The organism is Pseudomonas viridiflava (assembly GCF_003702045.1).
Taxonomy (GTDB): domain Bacteria; phylum Pseudomonadota; class Gammaproteobacteria; order Pseudomonadales; family Pseudomonadaceae; genus Aquipseudomonas; species Aquipseudomonas viridiflava_C.
In genome coordinates, this window is the sequence record NZ_RBTP01000021.1 from 11,881 (window position 1) to 31,887 (window position 20,007).

Annotated in this window: 18 protein-coding genes; 2 read left to right on the forward strand and 16 right to left on the reverse strand. The window is 59.3% G+C overall.

The window, feature by feature from the left end:
- Window positions 1–97: 97 nt before the first annotated feature.
- From ALP40_RS07860 to ALP40_RS07870, 3 genes are all read right to left on the reverse strand, one after another.
- Window positions 98–382 carry a DUF5629 family protein gene (locus ALP40_RS07860; protein ID WP_122207744.1) on the reverse strand — a complete coding sequence of 95 codons (285 nt, stop codon included), beginning with the start codon at window positions 380–382 and terminating at the stop codon, window positions 98–100.
- 306 nt (window positions 383–688) lie between these two features.
- Window positions 689–1,681, reverse strand: a complete 993-nt coding sequence (araD1, locus tag ALP40_RS07865; protein ID WP_122207745.1) for an AraD1 family protein — start codon at window positions 1,679–1,681, stop codon at window positions 689–691.
- 33 nt (window positions 1,682–1,714) lie between these two features.
- Window positions 1,715–3,028: an MFS transporter gene (locus tag ALP40_RS07870; protein ID WP_004884507.1), complete on the reverse strand. Its 1,314-nt coding sequence runs from the start codon at window positions 3,026–3,028 to the stop codon at window positions 1,715–1,717.
- Between the two features lie 214 nt (window positions 3,029–3,242).
- Here ALP40_RS07870 and ALP40_RS07875 point away from each other — a divergent pair, with 214 nt between their 5' ends.
- A complete protein-coding gene (locus tag ALP40_RS07875) occupies window positions 3,243–4,985 on the forward strand; it encodes an IlvD/Edd family dehydratase (protein ID WP_122207746.1) in 1,743 nt (580 codons plus the stop codon).
- A 133-nt stretch (window positions 4,986–5,118) separates the two neighbouring features.
- Window positions 5,119–5,832, forward strand: coding sequence for a FadR/GntR family transcriptional regulator (locus ALP40_RS07880; RefSeq protein WP_122207747.1), 714 nt, complete (start codon window positions 5,119–5,121; stop codon window positions 5,830–5,832).
- Between the two features lie 180 nt (window positions 5,833–6,012).
- Here the strand turns inward: ALP40_RS07880 and ALP40_RS07885 are convergent, their stop codons facing one another.
- The 13 genes from ALP40_RS07885 to ALP40_RS07945 all read right to left on the reverse strand — a co-directional run bounded on the left by ALP40_RS07885 (window position 6,013) and on the right by ALP40_RS07945 (window position 20,006).
- Window positions 6,013–8,403 carry an RND family transporter gene (locus tag ALP40_RS07885; protein ID WP_122207748.1) on the reverse strand — a complete coding sequence of 797 codons (2,391 nt, stop codon included), beginning with the start codon at window positions 8,401–8,403 and terminating at the stop codon, window positions 6,013–6,015.
- Between the two features lie 27 nt (window positions 8,404–8,430).
- Window positions 8,431–9,477, reverse strand: a complete 1,047-nt coding sequence (locus tag ALP40_RS07890) for a YCF48-related protein (RefSeq protein ID WP_122207749.1) — start codon at window positions 9,475–9,477, stop codon at window positions 8,431–8,433.
- A gap of 206 nt (window positions 9,478–9,683) precedes the next feature.
- Window positions 9,684–10,841, reverse strand: a complete 1,158-nt coding sequence (locus ALP40_RS07895) for a glutathionylspermidine synthase family protein (RefSeq protein ID WP_122207750.1) — start codon at window positions 10,839–10,841, stop codon at window positions 9,684–9,686.
- 10 nt (window positions 10,842–10,851) lie between these two features.
- The gene (locus ALP40_RS07900) at window positions 10,852–11,601 is read right to left on the reverse strand and encodes a DUF1190 domain-containing protein (protein ID WP_122207751.1); all 750 of its coding nucleotides are present in this window, start codon (window positions 11,599–11,601) and stop codon (window positions 10,852–10,854) included.
- A 27-nt stretch (window positions 11,602–11,628) separates the two neighbouring features.
- Window positions 11,629–12,054: a DUF350 domain-containing protein gene (locus ALP40_RS07905; RefSeq protein ID WP_122207752.1), complete on the reverse strand. Its 426-nt coding sequence runs from the start codon at window positions 12,052–12,054 to the stop codon at window positions 11,629–11,631.
- A 13-nt stretch (window positions 12,055–12,067) separates the two neighbouring features.
- On the reverse strand, window positions 12,068–12,730 hold the full coding sequence (locus ALP40_RS07910; protein ID WP_122207753.1) for a DUF2491 family protein: 663 nt from the start codon (window positions 12,728–12,730) through the stop codon (window positions 12,068–12,070).
- Entirely contained in the window at window positions 12,727–13,752 is a 1,026-nt protein-coding gene (locus tag ALP40_RS07915) for a potassium channel family protein (protein ID WP_122207754.1), read from the reverse strand. Before ALP40_RS07915 ends, ALP40_RS07910 begins: the two co-directional genes overlap by 4 nt.
- An 82-nt stretch (window positions 13,753–13,834) precedes the next feature.
- Window positions 13,835–14,392, reverse strand: a complete 558-nt coding sequence (locus tag ALP40_RS07920) for a rhomboid family intramembrane serine protease (RefSeq protein ID WP_122207755.1) — start codon at window positions 14,390–14,392, stop codon at window positions 13,835–13,837.
- Between the two features lie 30 nt (window positions 14,393–14,422).
- The gene (locus tag ALP40_RS07925; RefSeq protein WP_122207756.1) at window positions 14,423–15,130 is read right to left on the reverse strand and encodes a PspA/IM30 family protein; all 708 of its coding nucleotides are present in this window, start codon (window positions 15,128–15,130) and stop codon (window positions 14,423–14,425) included.
- A 26-nt stretch (window positions 15,131–15,156) separates the two neighbouring features.
- Entirely contained in the window at window positions 15,157–15,810 is a 654-nt protein-coding gene (locus ALP40_RS07930) for a YjfI family protein (RefSeq protein WP_122207757.1), read from the reverse strand.
- Window positions 15,811–16,236: 426 nt separating this feature from the next.
- Entirely contained in the window at window positions 16,237–18,903 is a 2,667-nt protein-coding gene (gene pepN / locus ALP40_RS07935; protein WP_122207758.1) for an aminopeptidase N, read from the reverse strand.
- Between the two features lie 12 nt (window positions 18,904–18,915).
- Window positions 18,916–19,749, reverse strand: coding sequence for a DUF2797 domain-containing protein (locus ALP40_RS07940; protein ID WP_181112122.1), 834 nt, complete (start codon window positions 19,747–19,749; stop codon window positions 18,916–18,918).
- On the reverse strand, window positions 19,746–20,006 hold the full coding sequence (locus ALP40_RS07945; RefSeq protein ID WP_004884522.1) for a YeaC family protein: 261 nt from the start codon (window positions 20,004–20,006) through the stop codon (window positions 19,746–19,748). The genes ALP40_RS07940 and ALP40_RS07945 overlap by 4 nt, the downstream gene beginning before the upstream one ends.
- Window position 20,007: the final 1 nt, after the last annotated feature.

Below are 20,007 nucleotides of genomic sequence, written 5' to 3' on the forward strand. Positions count from 1 at the left end.
TTTTTGGCTTGGCCCAGTCCATTGGGCCGACACTGGCAGAGCCAGTGCGTACAGCGTCGAATCTAGCGGCTAACCGGTGAAGCGCACTTGATCTGGATCAAGCTTCGTCGATGTCGTCTTCATCGGTAGGCGTGAACGCATCCAGACAGACGATGCGGTGGTCGGCGTTGCCATCGTTGACGACCCAGCTCTGCAGTGACTCATCGAAGGTGGCGGCCTTGACCTGATCCAGCGTGAAGCGCCACACCTTGCGCTCGCGGCCGTCCATGCATTCGACGTTCAACTCCTCGCCCAGAGAAAAATCCCAGGCGTGCAGACCGTCGATTTCCAGCATCGAAGAGGTTTCAAGGGCGGCGAGCAATGTTTCTGGCGTGGTAGTCATGAGGATATCCGGCCTGCAAAAGCGCGAATGATAGGGCAATCGAGCGATGATTTGCCATGATCTTCGTGAACGCCGCAAAGGCCGTAAGCGGACGCAGATCAGGTACATGCCTTGAATGTGGGCGTGAGCTTGCTCACGAAAAGGCCTGTACATCCGCTGGATATTCAGCGTTTGGTACTCAGCATTCTCGAGCAAGCTCGCTCCCACGAGATATCTGTCCGGCAACGATTTTGCCGACTGAACACAGGATCGTGTTCATCGCTCTGCGTCATATCGTGGACATGACGCAAAGGATCAGGATGGCGCTTACAACTTCCCAATCCCACCCGGCTGGAACACCGCTTCGCTCGGTGCCAGGCCATTCACCAGCGGTTTGCCGAATTCGGCCTGACTGACTTCAAATTTATCCCCCGGCTGAGTCCGTACGCCATCCGCGAAGGATAGGGTCGCGGTGCCGAAGAAATGCACGTGTACATCGCCCGGGCGAAGGAACTGGGCGTATTTGAAGTGGTGATACTCAAGGTTTTCCAGGCTGTGGCACATGTTGGCCTCGCCGCTGAGAAACTCCTTCTCCCAGAGCACTTCGCCGTCGCGCCAGATCTTGCTGGTGCCCGACAGGTTCTGTGGCAAATCACCCACTCGCAGCTCCGGCCCGAACGAACAGGCACGCAGCTTGGAATGGGCCAGGTACAGGTAATTGCGGCGTTCCATGATGTGGTCGGAGTATTCGTTACCGATCGCAAAACCCAGCCGGTAAGGCTTGTGGTCATCACCGATCACGTACAGACCGCTCAACTCAGGCTCTTCGCCACCGTCTTCAGCGAACGGGGGCAACGAAAAGGAGTGGCCCGGGCGCACGACAATGCTGCCGTCGCCCTTGTAGAACCATTCCGGCTGTACACCGACCTCCCCTGCCTGCGGCTTGCCGCCTTCCACGCCCCATTTGAAGATGCGCATGGTGTCGGTCATCGCCGACTCATCGCCCGACTGCTGGTGCATCTTGTCACGCGCAGAAGCACTGCCAAGGTGCGTCAGGCCTGTGCCGCTGACCAGCAAGTGCGCCGGATCCGGATGGTCCAGTGGCGGCAGGATGCGCAGCTCTTCCAGCAGTTGCGCGTAATCATGCGTCTCGCCAACACCTCGGTGCTCGACCTGCTGCGCCAGTCCGGAACCGGCCTTGATCGCTGCCAGCGCCAGCTCGCGTACACTCTCGACGCCCTGCACTTCACGCACCTGATCGCCGTCCACCAGACCGACCCGACGCTCACCGCTGCTCAATTCAAATTGCACCAACCGCATGGAAATCTCCTTTCAGATAGTGGAAAGCCTGGCCTAGCGCGCCTTGGCGCTGGCAGCGAACTCGGAAGCCGGCAGCACATGCTTGCGCTCCAGCACGTGATAAACGATGCCGGTCAGCACCAGCCCGAACACCATGACACCGGACAGGAAGTACAACCCTGATGCCAGGCTGCCGGTTACCTCTTTCAAGGCTCCGATCACGAACGGGCCAATGTAGCCGCCCAGGTTGCCGACCGAGTTGATCAGTGCGATACCGGCCGCCGCACTGGCACCAGCAAAAAAGCGACCCGGCAAGGTCCAGAACACCGCAGTACACGAAAACAGGGCGAAAGCCACTACACACAGCGCCGCCAGTTGCGCGACCGGCAAGGTCAGCCAGGCACTGCAGAAAAGGCCGATGGCACCCAGCACATACAGCACCGCCAGATGGCCGTAACGGTCGTTTAGACGGTCGGAGCTGCGCGGCACGATCAACAGACCGATGATGCCGAAAATGTAAGGCACCGAAGACACGAACCCGGTCGTCAGGTCACTCCCACCGAACTGTTTGATCAGGGTCGGCAGCCACAGGCCAAGTCCATAAATGCTCAGCGTAACGGGCAGATAGAACAGCGCCAGTAACAGCACGCGCTTGTCCTTGAGGGCATGCAGCGGATTGCCGTGACGGGTCTGGCCGTACTCTTCCAGGTCCTTTTTCAGCTCGCCGGTCAGCCAGTCTTTCTCGTCCTGACTCATCCAGTTGACCTGCTGCGGACCATCCGGCAGCCAGCGCAACACCGGCCAGGTCAGCAGGATCGCAGGCGTACCGATGACGATGAACAACCACTGCCAGCCATGCAGACCCAATACGCCGTCCATGCCCAGCAGACCACCAGACACGGGGCCGGTGATCATCATGGCGATGGGTTGCGAAAGAATGAACAAGCCCAGAATCTTGCCGCGATGCCGAACCGGGAACCACTGGGTGATGTAGTACAGCACGCCGGGGAAGAAACCCGCTTCGGCCGCGCCCAGCAAAAAGCGCATCACGTAGAAGCTGTGCGGCCCCTGCACGAACGCCATGCCGATGGTGATGGCGCCCCACGTGATCATGATCCGGGCAAACCAGCGGCGCGCGCCAAAGCGTTCGAGCATCAGGTTGCTGGGGATCTCAAGCAGAAAGTAGCCGATGAAGAACAGCCCGGCACCCAGTCCGTAAGCCGCATCGCCGATACCGATGTCCGCGCCCATGTGCAACTTGGCGAAGCCGACGGCAGAGCGGTCTACATAGGCAATCAGATAGAGCAGGATCAGGAAGGGAATCAGTTTGAACGTGATGCGGCGTATAAGCCTCAATTCCTGGCTCATGAAGGCGGTCTCCCTTTGTTTTTGTTATGGAACCTGCGGGGCTCGCCTCTGAATCTGGATGCTTATATGTCACATCACCAGAGTAGGGTCGTCCCTCGACTGAAAACGACTATATAGTAATACTATTTAAAGTGACAACTCTTCCAATCGGCGTTTTTTAGGCTTACCTTAGCCAGCAGCATCGACATTAAGTCTTACAATAAGAGAGCCGATCATGTCTGACTCCGATAAAAAACCGACCCTTCGTTCTGCCCAGTGGTTTGGCACTGCCGACAAGAACGGCTTCATGTACCGCAGCTGGATGAAGAATCAGGGCATCGCCGACCATCAGTTTCAAGGCAAGCCGATCATCGGCATTTGCAACACTTGGTCTGAGCTGACGCCCTGCAACGCCCATTTCCGTCAGATTGCCGAACACGTCAAACGCGGCGTGATCGAGGCCGGTGGCTGGCCGGTGGAATTCCCGGTGTTCTCCAATGGCGAATCCAACCTGCGCCCCACTGCAATGTTCACCCGCAACCTGGCGAGTATGGACGTTGAAGAAGCCATTCGTGGCAATCCGATCGATGGCGTGGTGCTGTTGACCGGTTGCGACAAGACGACCCCCGCCCTGCTGATGGGCGCGGCGAGTTGCGATATCCCGGCCATCGTGGTGACCGGCGGACCGATGCTGAACGGCAAACACGAAGGCAAAGACATCGGTGCAGGCACCATCGTCTGGCAAATGCACGAATCCTATAAAGCCGGAACGATCAGCCTGGACGAATTCCTGTCCGCCGAAGCCGGTATGTCCCGCTCGGCAGGCACTTGCAACACAATGGGCACCGCCTCGACGATGGCGTGCATGGCCGAAGCCTTGGGCACTTCATTGCCGCACAACGCGGCGATTCCGGCCGTGGATTCACGACGCTACGTGCTGGCGCACATGTCGGGCATGCGGGCCGTGGACATGGTTCGCGAAGACCTGCGTCTGTCGAAGATCCTCACCAAGGCCGCGTTCGAAAACGCGATCCGGGTCAACGCTGCCATCGGCGGCTCGACCAACGCCGTGATCCACCTGAAAGCCATCGCAGGCCGCATCGGTGTTGATCTGGAGCTGGATGACTGGACCCGCGTCGGCCGTGGCATGCCGACCATCGTCGACCTGCAGCCTTCCGGGCGTTTTTTGATGGAAGAGTTTTACTACGCGGGCGGGCTGCCTGCCGTGCTGCGACGCATGAACGAGGCCGGTTTGCTGCCCAACCCTGATGCGCTGACGGTGAACGGCAAAAGCATTGCCGAGAACACCTGCAACTCGCCGATTTATGGCGAAGATCAGGTCATCCGGGCGCTGGACAATCCGATCCGCGCCGATGGCGGCATCTGCGTACTGCGCGGCAACCTGGCGCCGCTGGGCGCGGTGCTCAAGCCGTCCGCAGCAACGCCTGCGCTAATGCAGCATCGCGGTCGCGCCGTGGTGTTCGAGAACTTCGAGATGTACAAAGCGCGCATCAACGATCCGGATCTGGACATCGATGCAACCTCCGTCATGGTCCTGAAGAACTGCGGTCCCAAGGGTTATCCAGGCATGGCCGAAGTAGGCAACATGGGCCTTCCGGCCAAACTGCTGGCCCAAGGCGTGACCGACATGGTGCGGATTTCCGATGCGCGCATGAGCGGCACGGCCTACGGCACCGTAGTCCTGCATGTCGCCCCGGAAGCGGCGGCAGGCGGACCGTTGGCGGTGGTGAAGGAAGGCGACTGGATCGAACTGGACTGCGCCAGCGGGCGTCTGCACCTGGACATCCCGGAAGCGGAGCTGGCGGCACGTCTGGCGGACTGGCAGGCACCTCCTCAGCTGTTGCTGGGCGGCTATCGTCAGTTGTACGTCGACCATGTGCTGCAGGCGGATCAGGGCTGCGACTTCGACTTCCTGATCGGCAGCCGCGGGTCTGAAGTGCCGAGGCACTCTCACTAGTCGCTCATTGACCTGAGCCGTATTCGCTGAGCCCTCTGCCCTGAGCAGCGGCTGCCCTCGCAAGGGCGGCCGCCTTGGGCCATGCGCAGTGGTATGATGCGCGGCACTCATCGCCAGGATCGACGCACGTCCCATGGACTACCGAAAGCCTTCAGACCGTAAAAGCATGCACGCGCGCATTGTCCAGGAACTGGGCATGCAGATCGTATCCGGCCGCTTCAAACCTGACGAAAAACTGCCTGCCGAGGCACTGCTGTGCGAAGAATATGCCGTCAGCCGCCCGGTGCTGCGTGAAGCCACGCGTGTGCTGGTCGCCAAGGGGCTTGTCTACTCCCGGCCTCGCGTCGGCACCGTGGTCAAGGCTCGGCGCGAATGGCACCTGCTGGATCCCGACGTGCTGCACTGGGTGATGCAGAGTTCGCCGCAGAATGAGTTCTTCAACCTGTTGACCAGCGTGCGTGCAGTGATCGAGCCTGCGGTCGCGGCCCTTGCCGCGCAGCATGCGACGGATGATGAAATCGAGTCGATTCATGAGGCTTATCAGCGCATGGAGGCGGCTGCGACACCGGAAGACCTGCTGCAACCGGACCTGGATTTCCATAGCCGCATTGCCGACGCCACCCATAACGACCTGCTGGCTCATCTGTGTAACATGCTGTCGCTGGCGTTACGCGAAGCGCTCAAGTATTCCAACATGCGCCCTAACCTGCATGAATTGGCCATGCCACGTCACAAGGCCATCCTCACTGCCATCGAGAACCGCGACGCCCTCGGTGCCCGCCATGCTTCACTGGTGCAACTGGACGATGCGCGTAACGCGCTGACGGTGGTGCTGGGCGGGGTTTGATGGCTGCACATCTAATGGGGGAGCGAGCTTGCTCGCGAAGGCTGCCCATCAGGCATGAATCTCCAGCGGATGTACCGGCCCATTCGTGAGCAAGCTCACTCTCACAGGGCCAATGCCCAATCTGATCGTGCCCATGTAAGGGACACGATCAATAGCAAGCTCGTCAGCACTGCTGCCCTATCAATGCGAAAACAGTGACTTCCCCACCTTCCCCGCCATCTTTTCCGGCTTGATCAGGAAGCGTGCCAGCGCGGGCAGCAGCCACAGTGCACCAAACATGTTCCAGAGCAGCATGAAGGTCAGCATCAGCCCCATGTCCGCCTGGAACTTGATCGCCGAGAAAATCCAGGTGCACACACCGATCGCCAGACAGAGCCCCGTGAATAGCACCGCCTTGCCCGTGGATTTCAGGGTTTCGTAATAGGCTTCCTGCAACGGCAGTCCGGCACGCAGGAAGCTTTCCAGACGGCTGTAGATGTAGATGCCGTAATCGACGCCGATCCCCACGCCCAGCGCCACCACCGGCAGGGTTGCGACCTTCACGCCGATGCCCATGAACGCCATCAGCGCATTGCCCAATACCGAGGTCAGCACCAGCGGCAACACGATGCACAGCGTCGCCGCCCAGGAACGGAACGTGATCATGCACATGGCGGCCACGCAGATGTAGACCAGAATCAGGATCGTCAGCTCGGATTTCTTGATGACTTCGTTGGTCGCCGCTTCGATACCGGCGTTACCGGCTGCCAGCAGGAACTGCATGTCGGGGCGGTTATTCTCCTTGGCGAAATCCTGCACCGCATGCACGGCGCGATCGAGGGTTTCGGCCTTGTGATCGTTGAGGAACACCAGCAGCGGCGCCAGCGAACAGGTGTTGTTATAGAGGCCATCGGCGCGAGCGATCGAGTTGTTGAGCACGTTCTTGTTGCGTGAAAGGGTCTCCCATTTCAGGTTGCCCTCGTTCATGCCCTTGATGACTTGCTTGGACACCGTCACCAGCGAGATGGCTGATTGTACACCCTGGGTGTTCTCCATTTTCCAGGCCAGCTCATTGATTGCCGACATGGTTGGATAGGCTGAACAGCCCTCGGCTGGGGTCTTGACCATCACCACCAGCACGTCCGAACTGGTCGAGTAGTGGTTGATGATGAATGCGTTGTCTTTGTTGTAGCGTGAATCGGGACGTAGCTCCGGCGCCCCCTGATCCAGGTCGCCGATCTTGAGGTTCTGGCTGTACCAGAGGCCGCCGCCAAAGGCCAGCAGCGCCAGAACGATGGAAACCGGCGCAACTTTGGCACTGGCGAAATTGGACAGCAATCGCCAGAACGGATGTTCGGACACCGCGTCCTGCTTGCTGCGCGTGATCGCCCGCTTGCTGATGCCCACGTAGGAAATCGCCACTGGCAGCAGGATCAGGTTGGTGAACACGATCACCGCCACCCCGATGGATGCGCCGATGGCCAGCTCGCGAATCACACCAATGTCGATGATCAGCAGCGTGATGAAGCCCACGGCATCGGCCAGAATCGCGATCATGCCGGGCAGAAACAACTGGCGGAACGTGCGCCGCGCAGCCGTCAGTGCGTTGTCGGCGTCGCTGGATTGCAAGGCGATGCCGTTGATTTTCTGCACGCCGTGTGAGATCCCGATGGCAAAGATCAGGAACGGCACCAGCATCGAATACGGATCGATGCCGAACCCCACCACATGCATCAGGCCCAGTTGCCAGATCACCGCGATCAGCGTGGTGATCAGCACCGCGATGGTGCTGCGGATACAGCGCGTGAACCAGATCAGCAACACCAGCGTGATCAGAAAAGCGATACCGAAAAACATCACCACCATGAACAGCCCGTCGATCAGATCGCCTACTTTCTTGGCGAAGCCGACGATATGAATCTGGATGTTGGGATTTTGCGCTTCGTATTTTTCGCGAATCTTTTCTTCAAGCTGGTGGGAGAACTGCTGGTAGTCCAGCGCCAGCAACTTGCCCTGATCCGCCGGATCCGGGTAGGACTCCTGCAACGGCACGTCGATGATGCTCGACTTGAAATCGTTGGCCACCAGCCGTCCAACCTGACCGGACTTGAGCACGTTGTTGCGCAGCAGGTCCAGGCTGGCTTCGGAACCGTTGTAACTCTGCGGAATCACCTCGCCTCCGGCAAAGCCCTCCTCCGTGACTTCGGTCCAGCGAACGCTAGGGCTCCACAGCGATTTCAGGCCCGAGCGGTCGACACCGGGAATGTAGAACACTTCGTCGCTGATCTGACGTAGCGTCTCCATGTACGACTGGGAAAAGATATCGCCGTCCTTGGCTTCCACCGAGATACGCACGGTGTTGCCCAGATTCGCGAGGTCGTTGCGGTGCGCCATCATGTTCTGAATGAACGGATGGGACAGCGGAATCATTTTTTCGAAGCTGGTGGACGGCCGAACCTGCGTGGCCTGCCAGAACAGGAAAATACTGGCCAGCAGGCAGAGGATGATCACGGCTGGGCGGTGAGTGAAGATCAGGCGTTCGAGAAAGGTCTCTTTATCGCCGGAATGCTGCGAGTGTTGAAGATTGGTCATGCCTGAATGTCCCCGCCCTGAAAGGTCTTATTGTTGGGTCGTCTCGGCGCCCGTCGGCGAGGTGACGCGCACGCCCCCTTGTCCTACCAGAATCAGATTGCCTTGAAGATTGGAGGTAACGCCCGAGAGAGAGATCCGGTCGGGGCGGTTGAACACCTGAAACGTTTCGCCGTCATCACTGCTGCGCATGACGCTGCCGCCGTTGCCGACCAGCACCACGGAGCCGTCGGCCAACAGGGATGCACTGGCCAGACCGAACTCCAGCGGCCCGCGCGCACCTTTCAGCTCGATAGGCTGCCAGGTGTCGCCAAAGTCGGCGGAGCGAAACAGGTTGCCGCGCAAGCCGTAGGCCAGCAGCGTCGAAGGGCTGGCCGTGCCGATAACGCCGAACAGCGATCCCTGATACGGGCCGTCAAGCTTCTCCCAGGTTTGCCCTTCATCACGGGAGCGGAACATGCTGCCCGCTTCGCCCACGATGAACAGCCCGGCGTCTTTGACCTGGGTAATGCCGTTGAGGTGGTACTGGTCTTCGTTGTCCAGACGATCACTGACATCGTCCCAGTGCCGGCCGCCGTCCGAGGTGGTCAGCAGCGCACCATAGGCACCGATGGCAAAGCCGTTCTGAAGGTCCTTGAACCAGACATCCAGAAGTGGCGCTTCACGCGCCAGGTCTTCGAACTGTTTGGTCCAGCTCTTGCCACCATCGCTGCTGGCAAGTACCTGGGCATCGTGTCCAACAGCCCAGCCGTGCTGCTCATCGACGAAAAAGACAGCGGTCAGCAACTGACGGGTCGGCACACGGGCCTGCGTCCAGCTTTTGCCCTGATCGTCGGAATAAAGAATGTGACCGTGATCCCCGACCGCCACCAGTCGAGGCCCTGCATGGACGACATCCAGCAACAGGCCCCGTGAGGCCTTGGCAGACTCGATGGCATAGACGGCGGAGGGATCGGACGCCGGAGCAGGCGTCGTGTCGGACGCTGCCATGACCGGTGCGATCATCGAGCAGGACATCAGGACAACCAGGGACATGCCCGTGCGCAGCCGGGTGCGCCGATAGACAGGCTCACTCATGGACTTATCCCCTCTTATTGTTATTCAGGTTCTGGGGCGACCCGTTCGTACGCTCGCGAGCGCTCTGGCCGTACCTTTTGGAAGCCTCGCCATCCTAGGCAGTTTTGCAAATGCCTGACAATCGAGATGTCGTTATCTTTTGTTAAGCGCCCTGAGTGTGATTGATGGGGTATCAACGGGCTTGATATAGAAGCGGCTGATCGCGGTCAGTCGATCACGGCATGGGGCAGGAAGCGGCTGGTGTCCTTGGTGATCAGGCTGTCGTCTTCACGAATGCCGATACCCGACGCCAGATCGCCGATGACCCACGAACCGATCAGCGTGTAACTATCGCCGAAGCGTGGCAAGGGCGAGTACGCCTGCAGGATGTAAGGCGCGTCGGTATAAGGCCCATCCACCGCAATCACCTGATCGCCCGGCGTGCGCATCTCGATATTGGCCCCTTCACGCGAGAAATACGGCTTGCGCACCCAGCCTCGGGGCACGCCCTGCCGAGAGTCACGATCCACATGGGACTCCAGCAGGTTGGGATGACCTTCATTGAATTGCCACAGCAGCGGCAGGATGCCCTTGTTGCTGAGGATGGCCTTCCAGGCAGGCTCCACGAACCGGGTGCCACTGGCCGCGACGTGCTCGCCGAAAGACTCGTGAAAAATATGCTCCCAGGCATGCAGCTTGAACAGACGCTCTATCGGCCGCCCCTCCAGATCCACAAAAATCCCGTCGCCGGTCAGCCCGATGTCTTCGATATCGATGTGCCGCGCATCAATACCCACATGGCCAGCCATACGGCGCAGAAAATCGGTGGTGCCACGGTCCTCGACAGACCCTGACATGCAGGAAAAATGGAACGGGCCTTGCCGTGGGAACTCGGCGAAGGCTCGCACAAGGTCCTCGGCAATGGAGTTGAACTGGCTCGCACGGGCAGGCAGCACGCCACGCTGCATCTGTTCTTCAAGCCAGAGCAACTGCACTGCCCCGGCTTCCATCAGACTGGTTGGTGTGTCGGCATTGATTTCGTACATCTTGGCCGGGCCAGTGCCGTCATAGGCAAAGTCAAAGCGGGCGTACAGGTGCGGATGACCTTGTTTCCATGACGTGCGGATCAGGTCGAAGAAGGCGTCGGGAATCGCAAGCTGGCCAAGCAGCTCTTCACTCTCCACGATCCGCTCTACCGCATCCAGGCACATGTGATGCAGTTCCTGGGTCGGCGATTCGAGATCGCGGGTAATCTGCTGCTCCGTGAACAGGTAATATCCGCGCTCATCCCAATAGCGTTCACCGTCGATGGTGTGGAAGTTGAATCCCTCACGCTCGACGGTGGCTCGCCAGTCAGGCCGTTCTTCGATGCTGATCTTTTTCATGGCCGACTCATCAGCCTCCGAAGCTGCTGCCGCTGCTGCTCTTGCCACCCCAGCCGCTGCGTGCCGAGGCCTGGCTGCCGAAACCGCCCCGCGAGATCGTCGAGGAGACTGACGACCCGGAGCCCGAACTGCCCAGACTGCGGCCCAAGGTGCTCTTGTTGTAGCTGCCGGAATTGGAGCGGGCCTGCGTCGAGTTGCCGAAGGTTTTGCCACGGTCCATCTGACTGGACAGCGTGGAACCGTAATACCCGCCGCCTCCGCCCCCATTGCGGTCATCGCGTGTCTGGTAAATCGGCTGCGAGTAGTAACGATTGCCGCCAAACCCGTTACTCATCAGGTTGCCAATCAGCAGACCGGTCAGCAGGCCGCTCGTACCGCTCATGCCGGCAGGCGCAGACTGGGCCACGGCCTGATTGGCTCGGTCCAGGGCATCCTTGGGCACGTTGCCCTCGAACCCCAGCTCGAAGCCGCCCAGTTTTGGCATGTACTTGCCATCCGAGGTGACCTGGCAGTAATCCGGGACGAAGTCGGCGTCGCAGGAAGCCTTATCGTCATAGGTCGGCGCGATGCGACGGTGATCGGACAGCGCCTGCATGTAGGCATCCGAACACACATCCACCGGGACCTTGGCGTCAGCGCATTCCTGAACGGATTTGAAGTTGGCCTGGGCCTTGAAGTTCGGCTCGTCACTTGAACCACAGCCTGCAAGGGCCAATGGCAGCGTACTGGCGAGCACCAGTTTTACTGAACTGCGTCTCATCGTGAGTCTCCTTGACCGTCGCCGCTGTCAGACCGAAGGGGTCATACAGGCTGCGTTGAGAAGACCGACGCTGATCGCAACGCTGGCAGAGTAAATCGCAGCTGCCATTTCGCCTTTGGCAATGCGGGTCGACAGGCCCTTGAGCACCAGACTGGTCACGCCGAATGCCGCCAGCTGCACCACAGCGGCAATCACCACCCAGACAATGACGTCCAGAATGCTGATGCTGTAGGTGATGATGTTGCTGGCTGGAAGGGCAAACCCGATCAGCGAACCGCCCAACGCCAGTGCCGCAGCGCTGTTGTTCTCGCGGATCAGCGCGAACTCCTTGTGCGGCGTGATGCGGCTGTAGATGAACTGGAACAGGGCGAACAGAATGGCCGCCACCAGAATGTACAGCACAAAACCAAACACCGCGGTGGCGTTGAGCGACATACGAAGCGCGTCGATCATGAGGATTTCCTTGTCATAGAACGTTGATGTCAGTGGATTGCAGCGTCACGCCAACGGCCGTGGTGAGGGTTATGTCACCCGCCTCGTCTTCCTCGACCGAAAACAGCAGAAACTCACGACGATTGATCAGACCGGTTTCACGGGCGTAGAGCATGCTCAAGTGTTTGACGCGGTAGGCCCCGTCAGGACTGACGATGTCTTCGTCCAGCGGCGTCAGCTCGGTCTGCCCGGCTTCGGTGCCCCACTGCCTTTCGAACACTTCGCCTTCGTGTTCGTAGGTCGGCAGGCCGATTTTCGACGCAGGCCCGGTCAGGCGCAGCAGCTCATCCTTGCTGGTGATGGGCGATGCACTGTAATAGCCGAACAGGATGATGTCCTGAATATCCTCAGGGGTCGGGCCGTCAGTGACCACCTGCAGAAAATAGTCTTCGTCGTCGAGATAGAAACGTTGCAGCACCAGCGACTGGCCCAGATCGATGCGGCCGACCGCACAGATTTTTTCGTCGCCCGGAACGACCACATAGGAATGGCCATCGAGCAACATCTTCAATGAGGCGTCCAGGCACAGCATGCGCCCGGATGACAGGCCCAACGGGCTGGAAGAAACCGGCGTGCCGACGTTCCCCACCGAGGTGTTGGGTGCTTCCAGGCCCAGGGCACGTTTGAACCAACTCATAGCGCATTTCCTTGTAATCGACTGGAGGCAATGTAGAAAATTTCCCCGCCCCGGACCGCTACATCATTGGCGGGATTGATCTGGAACTGTGCTGCAGACGAGGTGCGATAACCAATCAGCGTTGCATTGAAATCCTGTCGCAGACGCATGTAAAGATCGCCACAGGACGAAGTGTAATCGTGCGGCAGCACATGGCGAAATTGCGTGGCACCCTCGCCGATGCACAACAGTTCGGTAATCACCGAACTGGAGCCTGGGTCCTGAGCGGCACGGACCAGCATTTCGATGGCCATGTTGGAGGTGCATTCCAGTTCGGGGGCATAGGTTCTGGCCAGCGCCGCCCGCTCGGAATTGTTGAAGTGCGCCACCACATGGCCGGTCGGCCCCAAGCTCTTGAGGGTCAGCACGATGGCCAGGGTCAGGCTGTCGGACTGCGTATGCACCAGAATCCGCTGCGCGCCGATGACGCCGGCGCGCAACAGCACCAAGGGCGAATCCAGCGAGACGCCCTTGATGAACGAGGCCCGACCCGGCATCGGGTTGTCGATGATGATCGAGTCACAGATCACAAGGCCTGTGCGGCTGGTGGACGCATCCTGGCCAAGCAGCTCGACGATGCGTTCACTGGACTCGCCGTCCCAGCCGATGAGCACGGTATGGCCGGTGAGTGCCGAGCAGTCGCCCTGTCCTTTCATGTTTCTTCTCCAGATGTCACCGACCGACGTCGACGCCTTGCCAATGACCGTTGTCAGCAACGCGATACCGCCCAGCATGATCCAGGTGGTGGTAATGATCTTGCCCCAGCCGGATTTCGGCGACAGGTCGCCGTACCCGACCGTGGTCGCAGTGGTGAGGTAGAAATACGTGAAGTCGGCGCCTTGAACGAGGTGTTCCTCGCCCGCCAGCGTCAGCAGCAGCCAGGAAACACTGTAATGCGTCATCAACAGGACGCCGATGCCCGCCCAACCGAACCGTTCGAAGAACACCGAAGTGTGACGCCGCAGTAACAGCAACAGGGTCATGCGTGCAAATCCATGAGTCAGGTTCCATTCCGGACAGGTCGCCATTACGACCCGCAATCCACAGCACGCACTTTAAAAACCGTCAGGTCGTCTCAGCCAGTAACGCTTTCGAATGCATCAGCCACGCCACACAGACGCCTGCGAGCGCACCGGCCAGATGCGACTCAAACGAAACACCGGGTACGGGGAAGAATCCATAGATCAATCCGCTGTAGCCCACCAGTGCAATCACGGCCAGCAACAGGCTGATCAAACTGCGCTGATACCACGCACGCGCCAGTAGATAGGTCCAGAGGCCGAATATCAAGCCACTTGCACCGACGTGAATGCTCACGCGTCCAAACAACCAGACCAGCAAGCCGCCCAAGAGACAGACCAGCCCGGCTACCCAGGCATAGCGCTTCACCCCTTCTGTCGCCACCAGCCAGCTCAACACCATGAAAGGCAACAGGTTGCCCAGCAGATGCCGGAACGAACCATGAATGAAGGGCGCAAACACAATGCCCTGCAAGCCTGAAACCGTACGTGGAATGATCCCATAGGTGACAAGGTTGCCCGCCGAGATCGCGTTCACCAACTGCACCCCGACCAGCAACAGCGACAGCGCGAGGATGACTTTCAATCGTGCCGAAAAGCTCATCCAGCCCCCTCTCCGGTCTGGTCGGAACGCTTACTGTGCAGGCGTCTGGCTTTTGGCTTTCAGGCGCGCCAGCACATCATCTGCACCGCCGCTCTTGGCACCAATGCCTGCTTCCTGAAGACGGCGTTCCAGATCGCTGCCGCTGGACTGGTTGGCCAGCTCTTCAGCGGCTTCAAGTTTGGCGTCCTGCTCATCCTGACGTTGCTTGAGGCGGGCCAGCGAGCCGACAGCCGTCTCGACCGCGCCGCTGGCACCGCCGGTAGCGGTCGCCGTGGCCACCCGAGCCTTCTGGACGGTTTCGCGGGCCTTGGCCATTTCGACCTGCTGCTTGAGGCTTTTGATACGCGACTCGGCTTTCAGCACCTGGTCCTGCAACAGGCTGACCTGCTTGCTGAACTGGTCGGCCAGTTCCTTTTCCTGATCTCGCAGGGCTTCGATCTCGGCAATTTTCGTGGCACATTCCACGGCCAGCGCTTCTTCACCCTTGTTCAGGGCCTGCATCGCGCGGCCTTCCCAGTTGGCGATACTGGTGGCGTGTTCTTCAAGACGCTGTGCCGAGAGCTTTTGCTTGGCTTTGATGGTGATCAGGCCATCGCGAGCCTTGACCAGCGCATTGTCCGCGTCGCGGATTTCCTGATCCAGAATGCGGATGGCATTGGCGTCGGCAATCGACTCGCCCACTTCGGAGGCGCCACCGCGAACGGCAGTCACCAGTTTTTTCCAGATGCTTGTTGTCATGAATGCATTGCTCCTGACAGGGATGTTCAGTAAATGAAGTGATCTTCGAAGGCTTCGGCCGCACGGATCACGTTGTCCGCGAGGGTCAGAATTTCCTGAACAATCACTGTGAGCGAAGACGCGGCGCTCAATGCGCCAAACAGGCAGTAGACTTCCTGACCGTCAGCCAGCTTTTCGATACCCACCGACGACAGGGGAAACAGGTCACGACTGCGCAGTACTTCACCGTTGAAGATGGCGACATCCTTGATCTTGTTCACTTCCACCAGCGTCGCGTCGGCCAGAATCTGATCGCCTTCGACCGCGATGTAGATAGGCAGATCACCGAAATCGGCCATCGTCAATTTGATGCCGGCGCCATCGCCGTCGATCACGCCCATCTCGATCTTGCCCTCGGTCACCAGGTCCAGTTCGGCCAAGGCCTTTTGCAGAGAGCTGATCGTCCAGTTGGTGTTCTCGGTCATGAAATCCTCCAGTTTGATCCTGTCACCCAAAAAGGGCTGTCTTAACGCTTTCTCGATTCCCCTCAGGGCATCGACGTTCTCGGGCCGGATCCAGAACTCCCGCTTGACCAGCCCGGCGTCCTTGAGTCGCAGACGCATTTCACGCATGTAGTCGGTAGAGCTCTTCGATGCCTTAGCCGGGACGGTTGCGTTATCGCCTTGGGTTTTACGAGGCATTGGCGCTTCCCCTTGTGTATGGCCGCGAAACTGGTGAGCAACGTATCAGAAGTTTTCTTGGCTGGATATACATCACATGTGAGTATTTTCGTAGGACATGTCGCTAAGTGAGGCTGGAATAGATCGTCAGCCTCTGGTCGACACGCTCAGAGGGAGCCTTCAGCGTGGTTATGAGGCTGAGCTTGCCCACGACTCAATCTTTCTGACAGCACATCATTGACCGGAATGACGCCGTCGCAAGCAAGCGCGCGCCTACTAATTAAATGTCTACTCAACATCACGGCCCTTTCGTGAGCAAGCTCACTCCCACCAGAGCCGTTCCATTGAATGAGCCAGTGGATCCAGCGCCAATAAAAAGGGCCATCCACGTTAGCGAACAGCCCTCTTGTTCAGGGTGCGACATCACACCCCTCAGCCTTTTGACCTTTACTCGGCCAGGCTCTTGCTGACCACTTCATACACATCCGGCGACAGATTGCCCGAAGCAAGAATGCGCTCCAGCTCGGCCTTCAGCAGCGCCTGACGGGCGCTGTCGTATTTGCGCCAGCGGGTCAGCGGTGCCAGTTGGCGGGACGCGATCTGTGGGTTAAAGCCATTCAGCTCGATCACCAGATCGGCCAGGAAGCGGTAGCCCGAGCCATCCGCTGCATGGAAGTTGATCAGGTTCTGTCCGGCGAACGCTCCGATCAGGGCGCGAACCTTGTTCGGGTTCTTGATGTTGAACGCAGGGTGCTGCATCAACGCCTTGACCCGCTGCAGGCCGCCCGGCTGGGTGCTGCCGGCCTGTACGCTGAACCACTGATCCATGACCAGCGCGTTGTCTTTGAAGTTCTCCGCAAACACAGCCAGCGCCTTGGCGCGCTCGTCTTCGAACGGTGAGTTGACCAGCACGGCCAGCGCGGTGAGGCGCTCGGTCATGTTGTCGCTGGTGTCGAACTGGTCGATGGTCGCAGCGAGTACCTCTGACTTGCCGCTGAGCATCAGGTACGACAGCGCGATGTTCTGCAAGGCGCGACGGGCGAAGTGCTCGGCCTCAGGGACATAAGGCGTAACCTTGGAGATTTCACGGTTGGCCTGATAACGCGCCCACAGGCCGTCGAACAGGCTGTCCGCTAATTGCTGACGGGCAAACTCGCGCGCCGCATGAATCGCCTCGACGTCGGCCACGTCGCTGATTTCAGTCAGGTACGCCTCACCCGGCAGCGAGAGCATTTCCGCCACCATCGCCTGATCCAGTTGCTCGTCTGCCAGCACAGTGCCCAGCGCCGTCACCAGACGCTGATCCATGACCAGTGCCTGACCCTGCTGATGCTGAGCGATCATTTCCTGCAGCACCTGCACCGAGAGTTGCTGACCGGCATCCCAGCGGTTGAAGCCGTCGCTGTCGTGCTGCATCAGGAACATCAATTGGTCGCGGTCATAAGGGAAGCTGAGTTTGACCGGCGCGGAGAAGCCACGCAGCAACGAAGGCAGCGGCTTTTCGGCCACATCAACGAAGGTAAAGGTCTGCTCCGCCTCGGTCACCGACAGCACGCGGGTGGTGCCGGTGGCTGCAGTTTCGCCCGTCAGGCGCAGTGCGATGTCGTTGCCCTGGCTGTCCAGCAGGCCCAGCTCGACCGGAATCACGAACGGCTGCTTCTGATCGCCCGGCTGACCCGGTGTGCTCGGGCAGGTTTGGCGGAAGGTCAGGCTGTAGGTGCCCGCAGCGCTGTCATAGGACTCGCTGACGGCCAGACGTGGCGTGCCCGCCTGACTGTACCAGCGCTTGAATTGGGTCAAGTCGACACCATTGGCGTCTTCCATTGCCTTGATGAAGTCGTCGCAAGTAACAGCCTGGCCGTCATGACGCTCAAAATACAGATCGCTGCCTTTACGGAAGCCGTCAGCGCCCAACAGGGTGTGCAGCATGCCGACCACTTCAGAGCCCTTCTCGTACACGGTCAGGGTGTAGAAGTTGGAGATCTCGATGAAGCTGTCCGGGCGTACCGCATGCGCCATCGGGCCTGCGTCTTCGGCGAACTGGTGAGTGCGCAGAAAAGCGACGTCCTGCATGCGCTTGACCGTGGCCGAGTTCATGTCGGCGGAGAAACCGGCGTCGCGGTAGACCGTGAAGCCTTCCTTGAGTGACAGCTGGAACCAGTCACGGCACGTCACGCGGTTGCCCGACCAGTTGTGGAAATATTCATGCGCCACGATGGCCTCGACGCGCTGGTGTGCAGCATCGGTGGCGGTTTCGGCACGGGCGAGCACGGCGCTGGAGTTGAAGATGTTGAGGCCCTTGTTCTCCATTGCGCCCATGTTGAAATCGTTGACCGCAACGATCATGAAGATATCCAGGTCGTATTCGCGACCGTAGGTTTCTTCGTCCCAGCGCATGGATTTTTTGAGGCTGTTCATGGCGTGCTGGCACTTGTCGATGTTTTCCGGCTCGACATAGATGCGCAGGGTCACTACCCGATCGCTCAGGGTGGTGAAGGTGTCTTCGACGCACCACAAATCACCTGCCACCAGGGCGAACAGGTAGGCGGGCTTCATGAACGGGTCTTCCCAGGTCGCCCAGTGACGGCCATCGTCTTCCTCGCCGCTGGCCACCGGGTTGCCGTTGGAAAGCAGAATCGGGAAGCTGTGTTTTTCGGCGCTGACGGTGGTGGTGAATTTGCTCATCACGTCAGGGCGATCAAGGTAATAGGTGATCTTGCGGAAGCCTTCAGCCTCGCACTGGGTGCAAAACATGCCGCTGGACTTGTACAGGCCTTCCAGTGCGGTGTTGGTTTCCGGGTGAATGCGCACCGTGCTGTCGACCGTGAAACGTTCTGCCTTGGGATGCAGGGTCAGGTGGTCTTCCGTCAATTGGTAATCGGCCGCTGTCAGTTCGACATCGTCCAGGTTCACCGATAGCAGTTCCAGATGCTGACCGTCCAGCACCAGCGGAGGCAGACCGGCGCCGCGCACAGGGTTGCGGCGCATGACCAGTTGCGCGTGAACCAGCGAGTGGTCATCGAACAGCTCGAACGTCAGGTTCGTCTCATCGATAAGGTACTCGGGCGCCTGATAATCCTTCAGGTAGATCATGGTCGGTTGTTCGGTGCGCATGCTGGAATCCTTTTACTGATGCACGGCCAGCTGGTAGGCCGTGTATTTGCGAATATTGATCACGCCGGTATCGAAAATCAGGTATTGGCCCTTGATCCCCAGCAGCGTGCCCTCGGCAATCGGGTTCTTGTCCAGGTTGAAGCTCACGATCTTGGTCGGATAAGCCTCGACCGGGTAGCGAAACTCGACGGGTTCGGCGTCATGAAGTAATTGGATGGCGTGCAGACCGAATCGTTCTTGCAATCCCAGTAGGCCCGCGCCGCAGGTGTCGAACAGCTCCTGGCGAATGGCCTTGAGGTCTACCGGCTGAGCATCGCCCTTGAGCAAGGCGCGCCAGTTGGTGCGGTCGGCGACCTGACTGCGCAGCAGGTCTTCTACGAAGCCGGACTGCTGACGCGTCGCGACCCGCAGTATCGGCAGCGCCTGGCTCGCGCCCTGATCCAGCCAGCGGGTGGGCAATTGCGTGGAGCGGGTAATGCCCACTTTCACGCCCGACGAGTTGGCCAGGTAAACGATGTGATCCGTCATGCAAAACTGCTCGCCCCACGACGGGTCACGGCAGGTGCCTTGATCGTGATGGCATTTTTCCGGGCTCATGATGCAGACATCACACTGCGCCAGCTTAAGCATGCACGGGTAGCAATAACCCTGGCTGTAGCTGGACTTGGTCTTGCGACCGCAGTGGCTGCAATGAATCGCGCCCAGAAACTCTAGGCGCACCGTCTTGCCGATCAGCGGGTTGACGGCGATCTCAGTGTCGCCCAGGCGAAAAGCGTATTGCACCAGCGACGACTCGTCCTGGCGCACTGACATTTTGTTAACGGCTCCGCGACCAATCTCAATCAATGGATGGCATCCGATTTGAACAGAATATTGGGCACAGGCGCCGACTTGGACGAGCACTCCTGTGGCCCCATGTAACCGGTGCGCTGGTCTTCAGGCAGGTTCTGCGCTTCCCAGGCGATCAACGCCTGCAGCGACAGCTCACGCTGCTCTTGGGTCAGTTTGCGACCGTCGGACCATTTGCCGATTTCTACAGCCAGTTTCAGGCTCTCGTAGATGTCCGGGGTGATGTTTTCAATCATTTCTACAAAAGACGACATG

Coding starts and splice junctions, on each gene's coding strand:
- ALP40_RS07860 (WP_122207744.1), bottom strand. CDS start 382: ATGACTACCACGCCAGAAACATTGCTCGCCGCCCTTGAAACCTCTTCG.
- araD1 (WP_122207745.1), bottom strand. CDS start 1,681: ATGCGGTTGGTGCAATTTGAATTGAGCAGCGGTGAGCGTCGGGTCGGT.
- ALP40_RS07870 (WP_004884507.1), bottom strand. CDS start 3,028: ATGAGCCAGGAATTGAGGCTTATACGCCGCATCACGTTCAAACTGATT.
- ALP40_RS07875 (WP_122207746.1), top strand. CDS start 3,243: ATGTCTGACTCCGATAAAAAACCGACCCTTCGTTCTGCCCAGTGGTTT.
- ALP40_RS07880 (WP_122207747.1), top strand. CDS start 5,119: ATGGACTACCGAAAGCCTTCAGACCGTAAAAGCATGCACGCGCGCATT.
- ALP40_RS07885 (WP_122207748.1), bottom strand. CDS start 8,403: ATGACCAATCTTCAACACTCGCAGCATTCCGGCGATAAAGAGACCTTT.
- ALP40_RS07890 (WP_122207749.1), bottom strand. CDS start 9,477: ATGAGTGAGCCTGTCTATCGGCGCACCCGGCTGCGCACGGGCATGTCC.
- ALP40_RS07895 (WP_122207750.1), bottom strand. CDS start 10,841: ATGAAAAAGATCAGCATCGAAGAACGGCCTGACTGGCGAGCCACCGTC.
- ALP40_RS07900 (WP_122207751.1), bottom strand. CDS start 11,601: ATGAGACGCAGTTCAGTAAAACTGGTGCTCGCCAGTACGCTGCCATTG.
- ALP40_RS07905 (WP_122207752.1), bottom strand. CDS start 12,054: ATGATCGACGCGCTTCGTATGTCGCTCAACGCCACCGCGGTGTTTGGT.
- ALP40_RS07910 (WP_122207753.1), bottom strand. CDS start 12,730: ATGAGTTGGTTCAAACGTGCCCTGGGCCTGGAAGCACCCAACACCTCG.
- ALP40_RS07915 (WP_122207754.1), bottom strand. CDS start 13,752: ATGACCCTGTTGCTGTTACTGCGGCGTCACACTTCGGTGTTCTTCGAA.
- ALP40_RS07920 (WP_122207755.1), bottom strand. CDS start 14,392: ATGAGCTTTTCGGCACGATTGAAAGTCATCCTCGCGCTGTCGCTGTTG.
- ALP40_RS07925 (WP_122207756.1), bottom strand. CDS start 15,130: ATGACAACAAGCATCTGGAAAAAACTGGTGACTGCCGTTCGCGGTGGC.
- ALP40_RS07930 (WP_122207757.1), bottom strand. CDS start 15,810: ATGCCTCGTAAAACCCAAGGCGATAACGCAACCGTCCCGGCTAAGGCA.
- pepN (WP_122207758.1), bottom strand. CDS start 18,903: ATGCGCACCGAACAACCGACCATGATCTACCTGAAGGATTATCAGGCG.
- ALP40_RS07945 (WP_004884522.1), bottom strand. CDS start 20,006: ATGTCGTCTTTTGTAGAAATGATTGAAAACATCACCCCGGACATCTAC.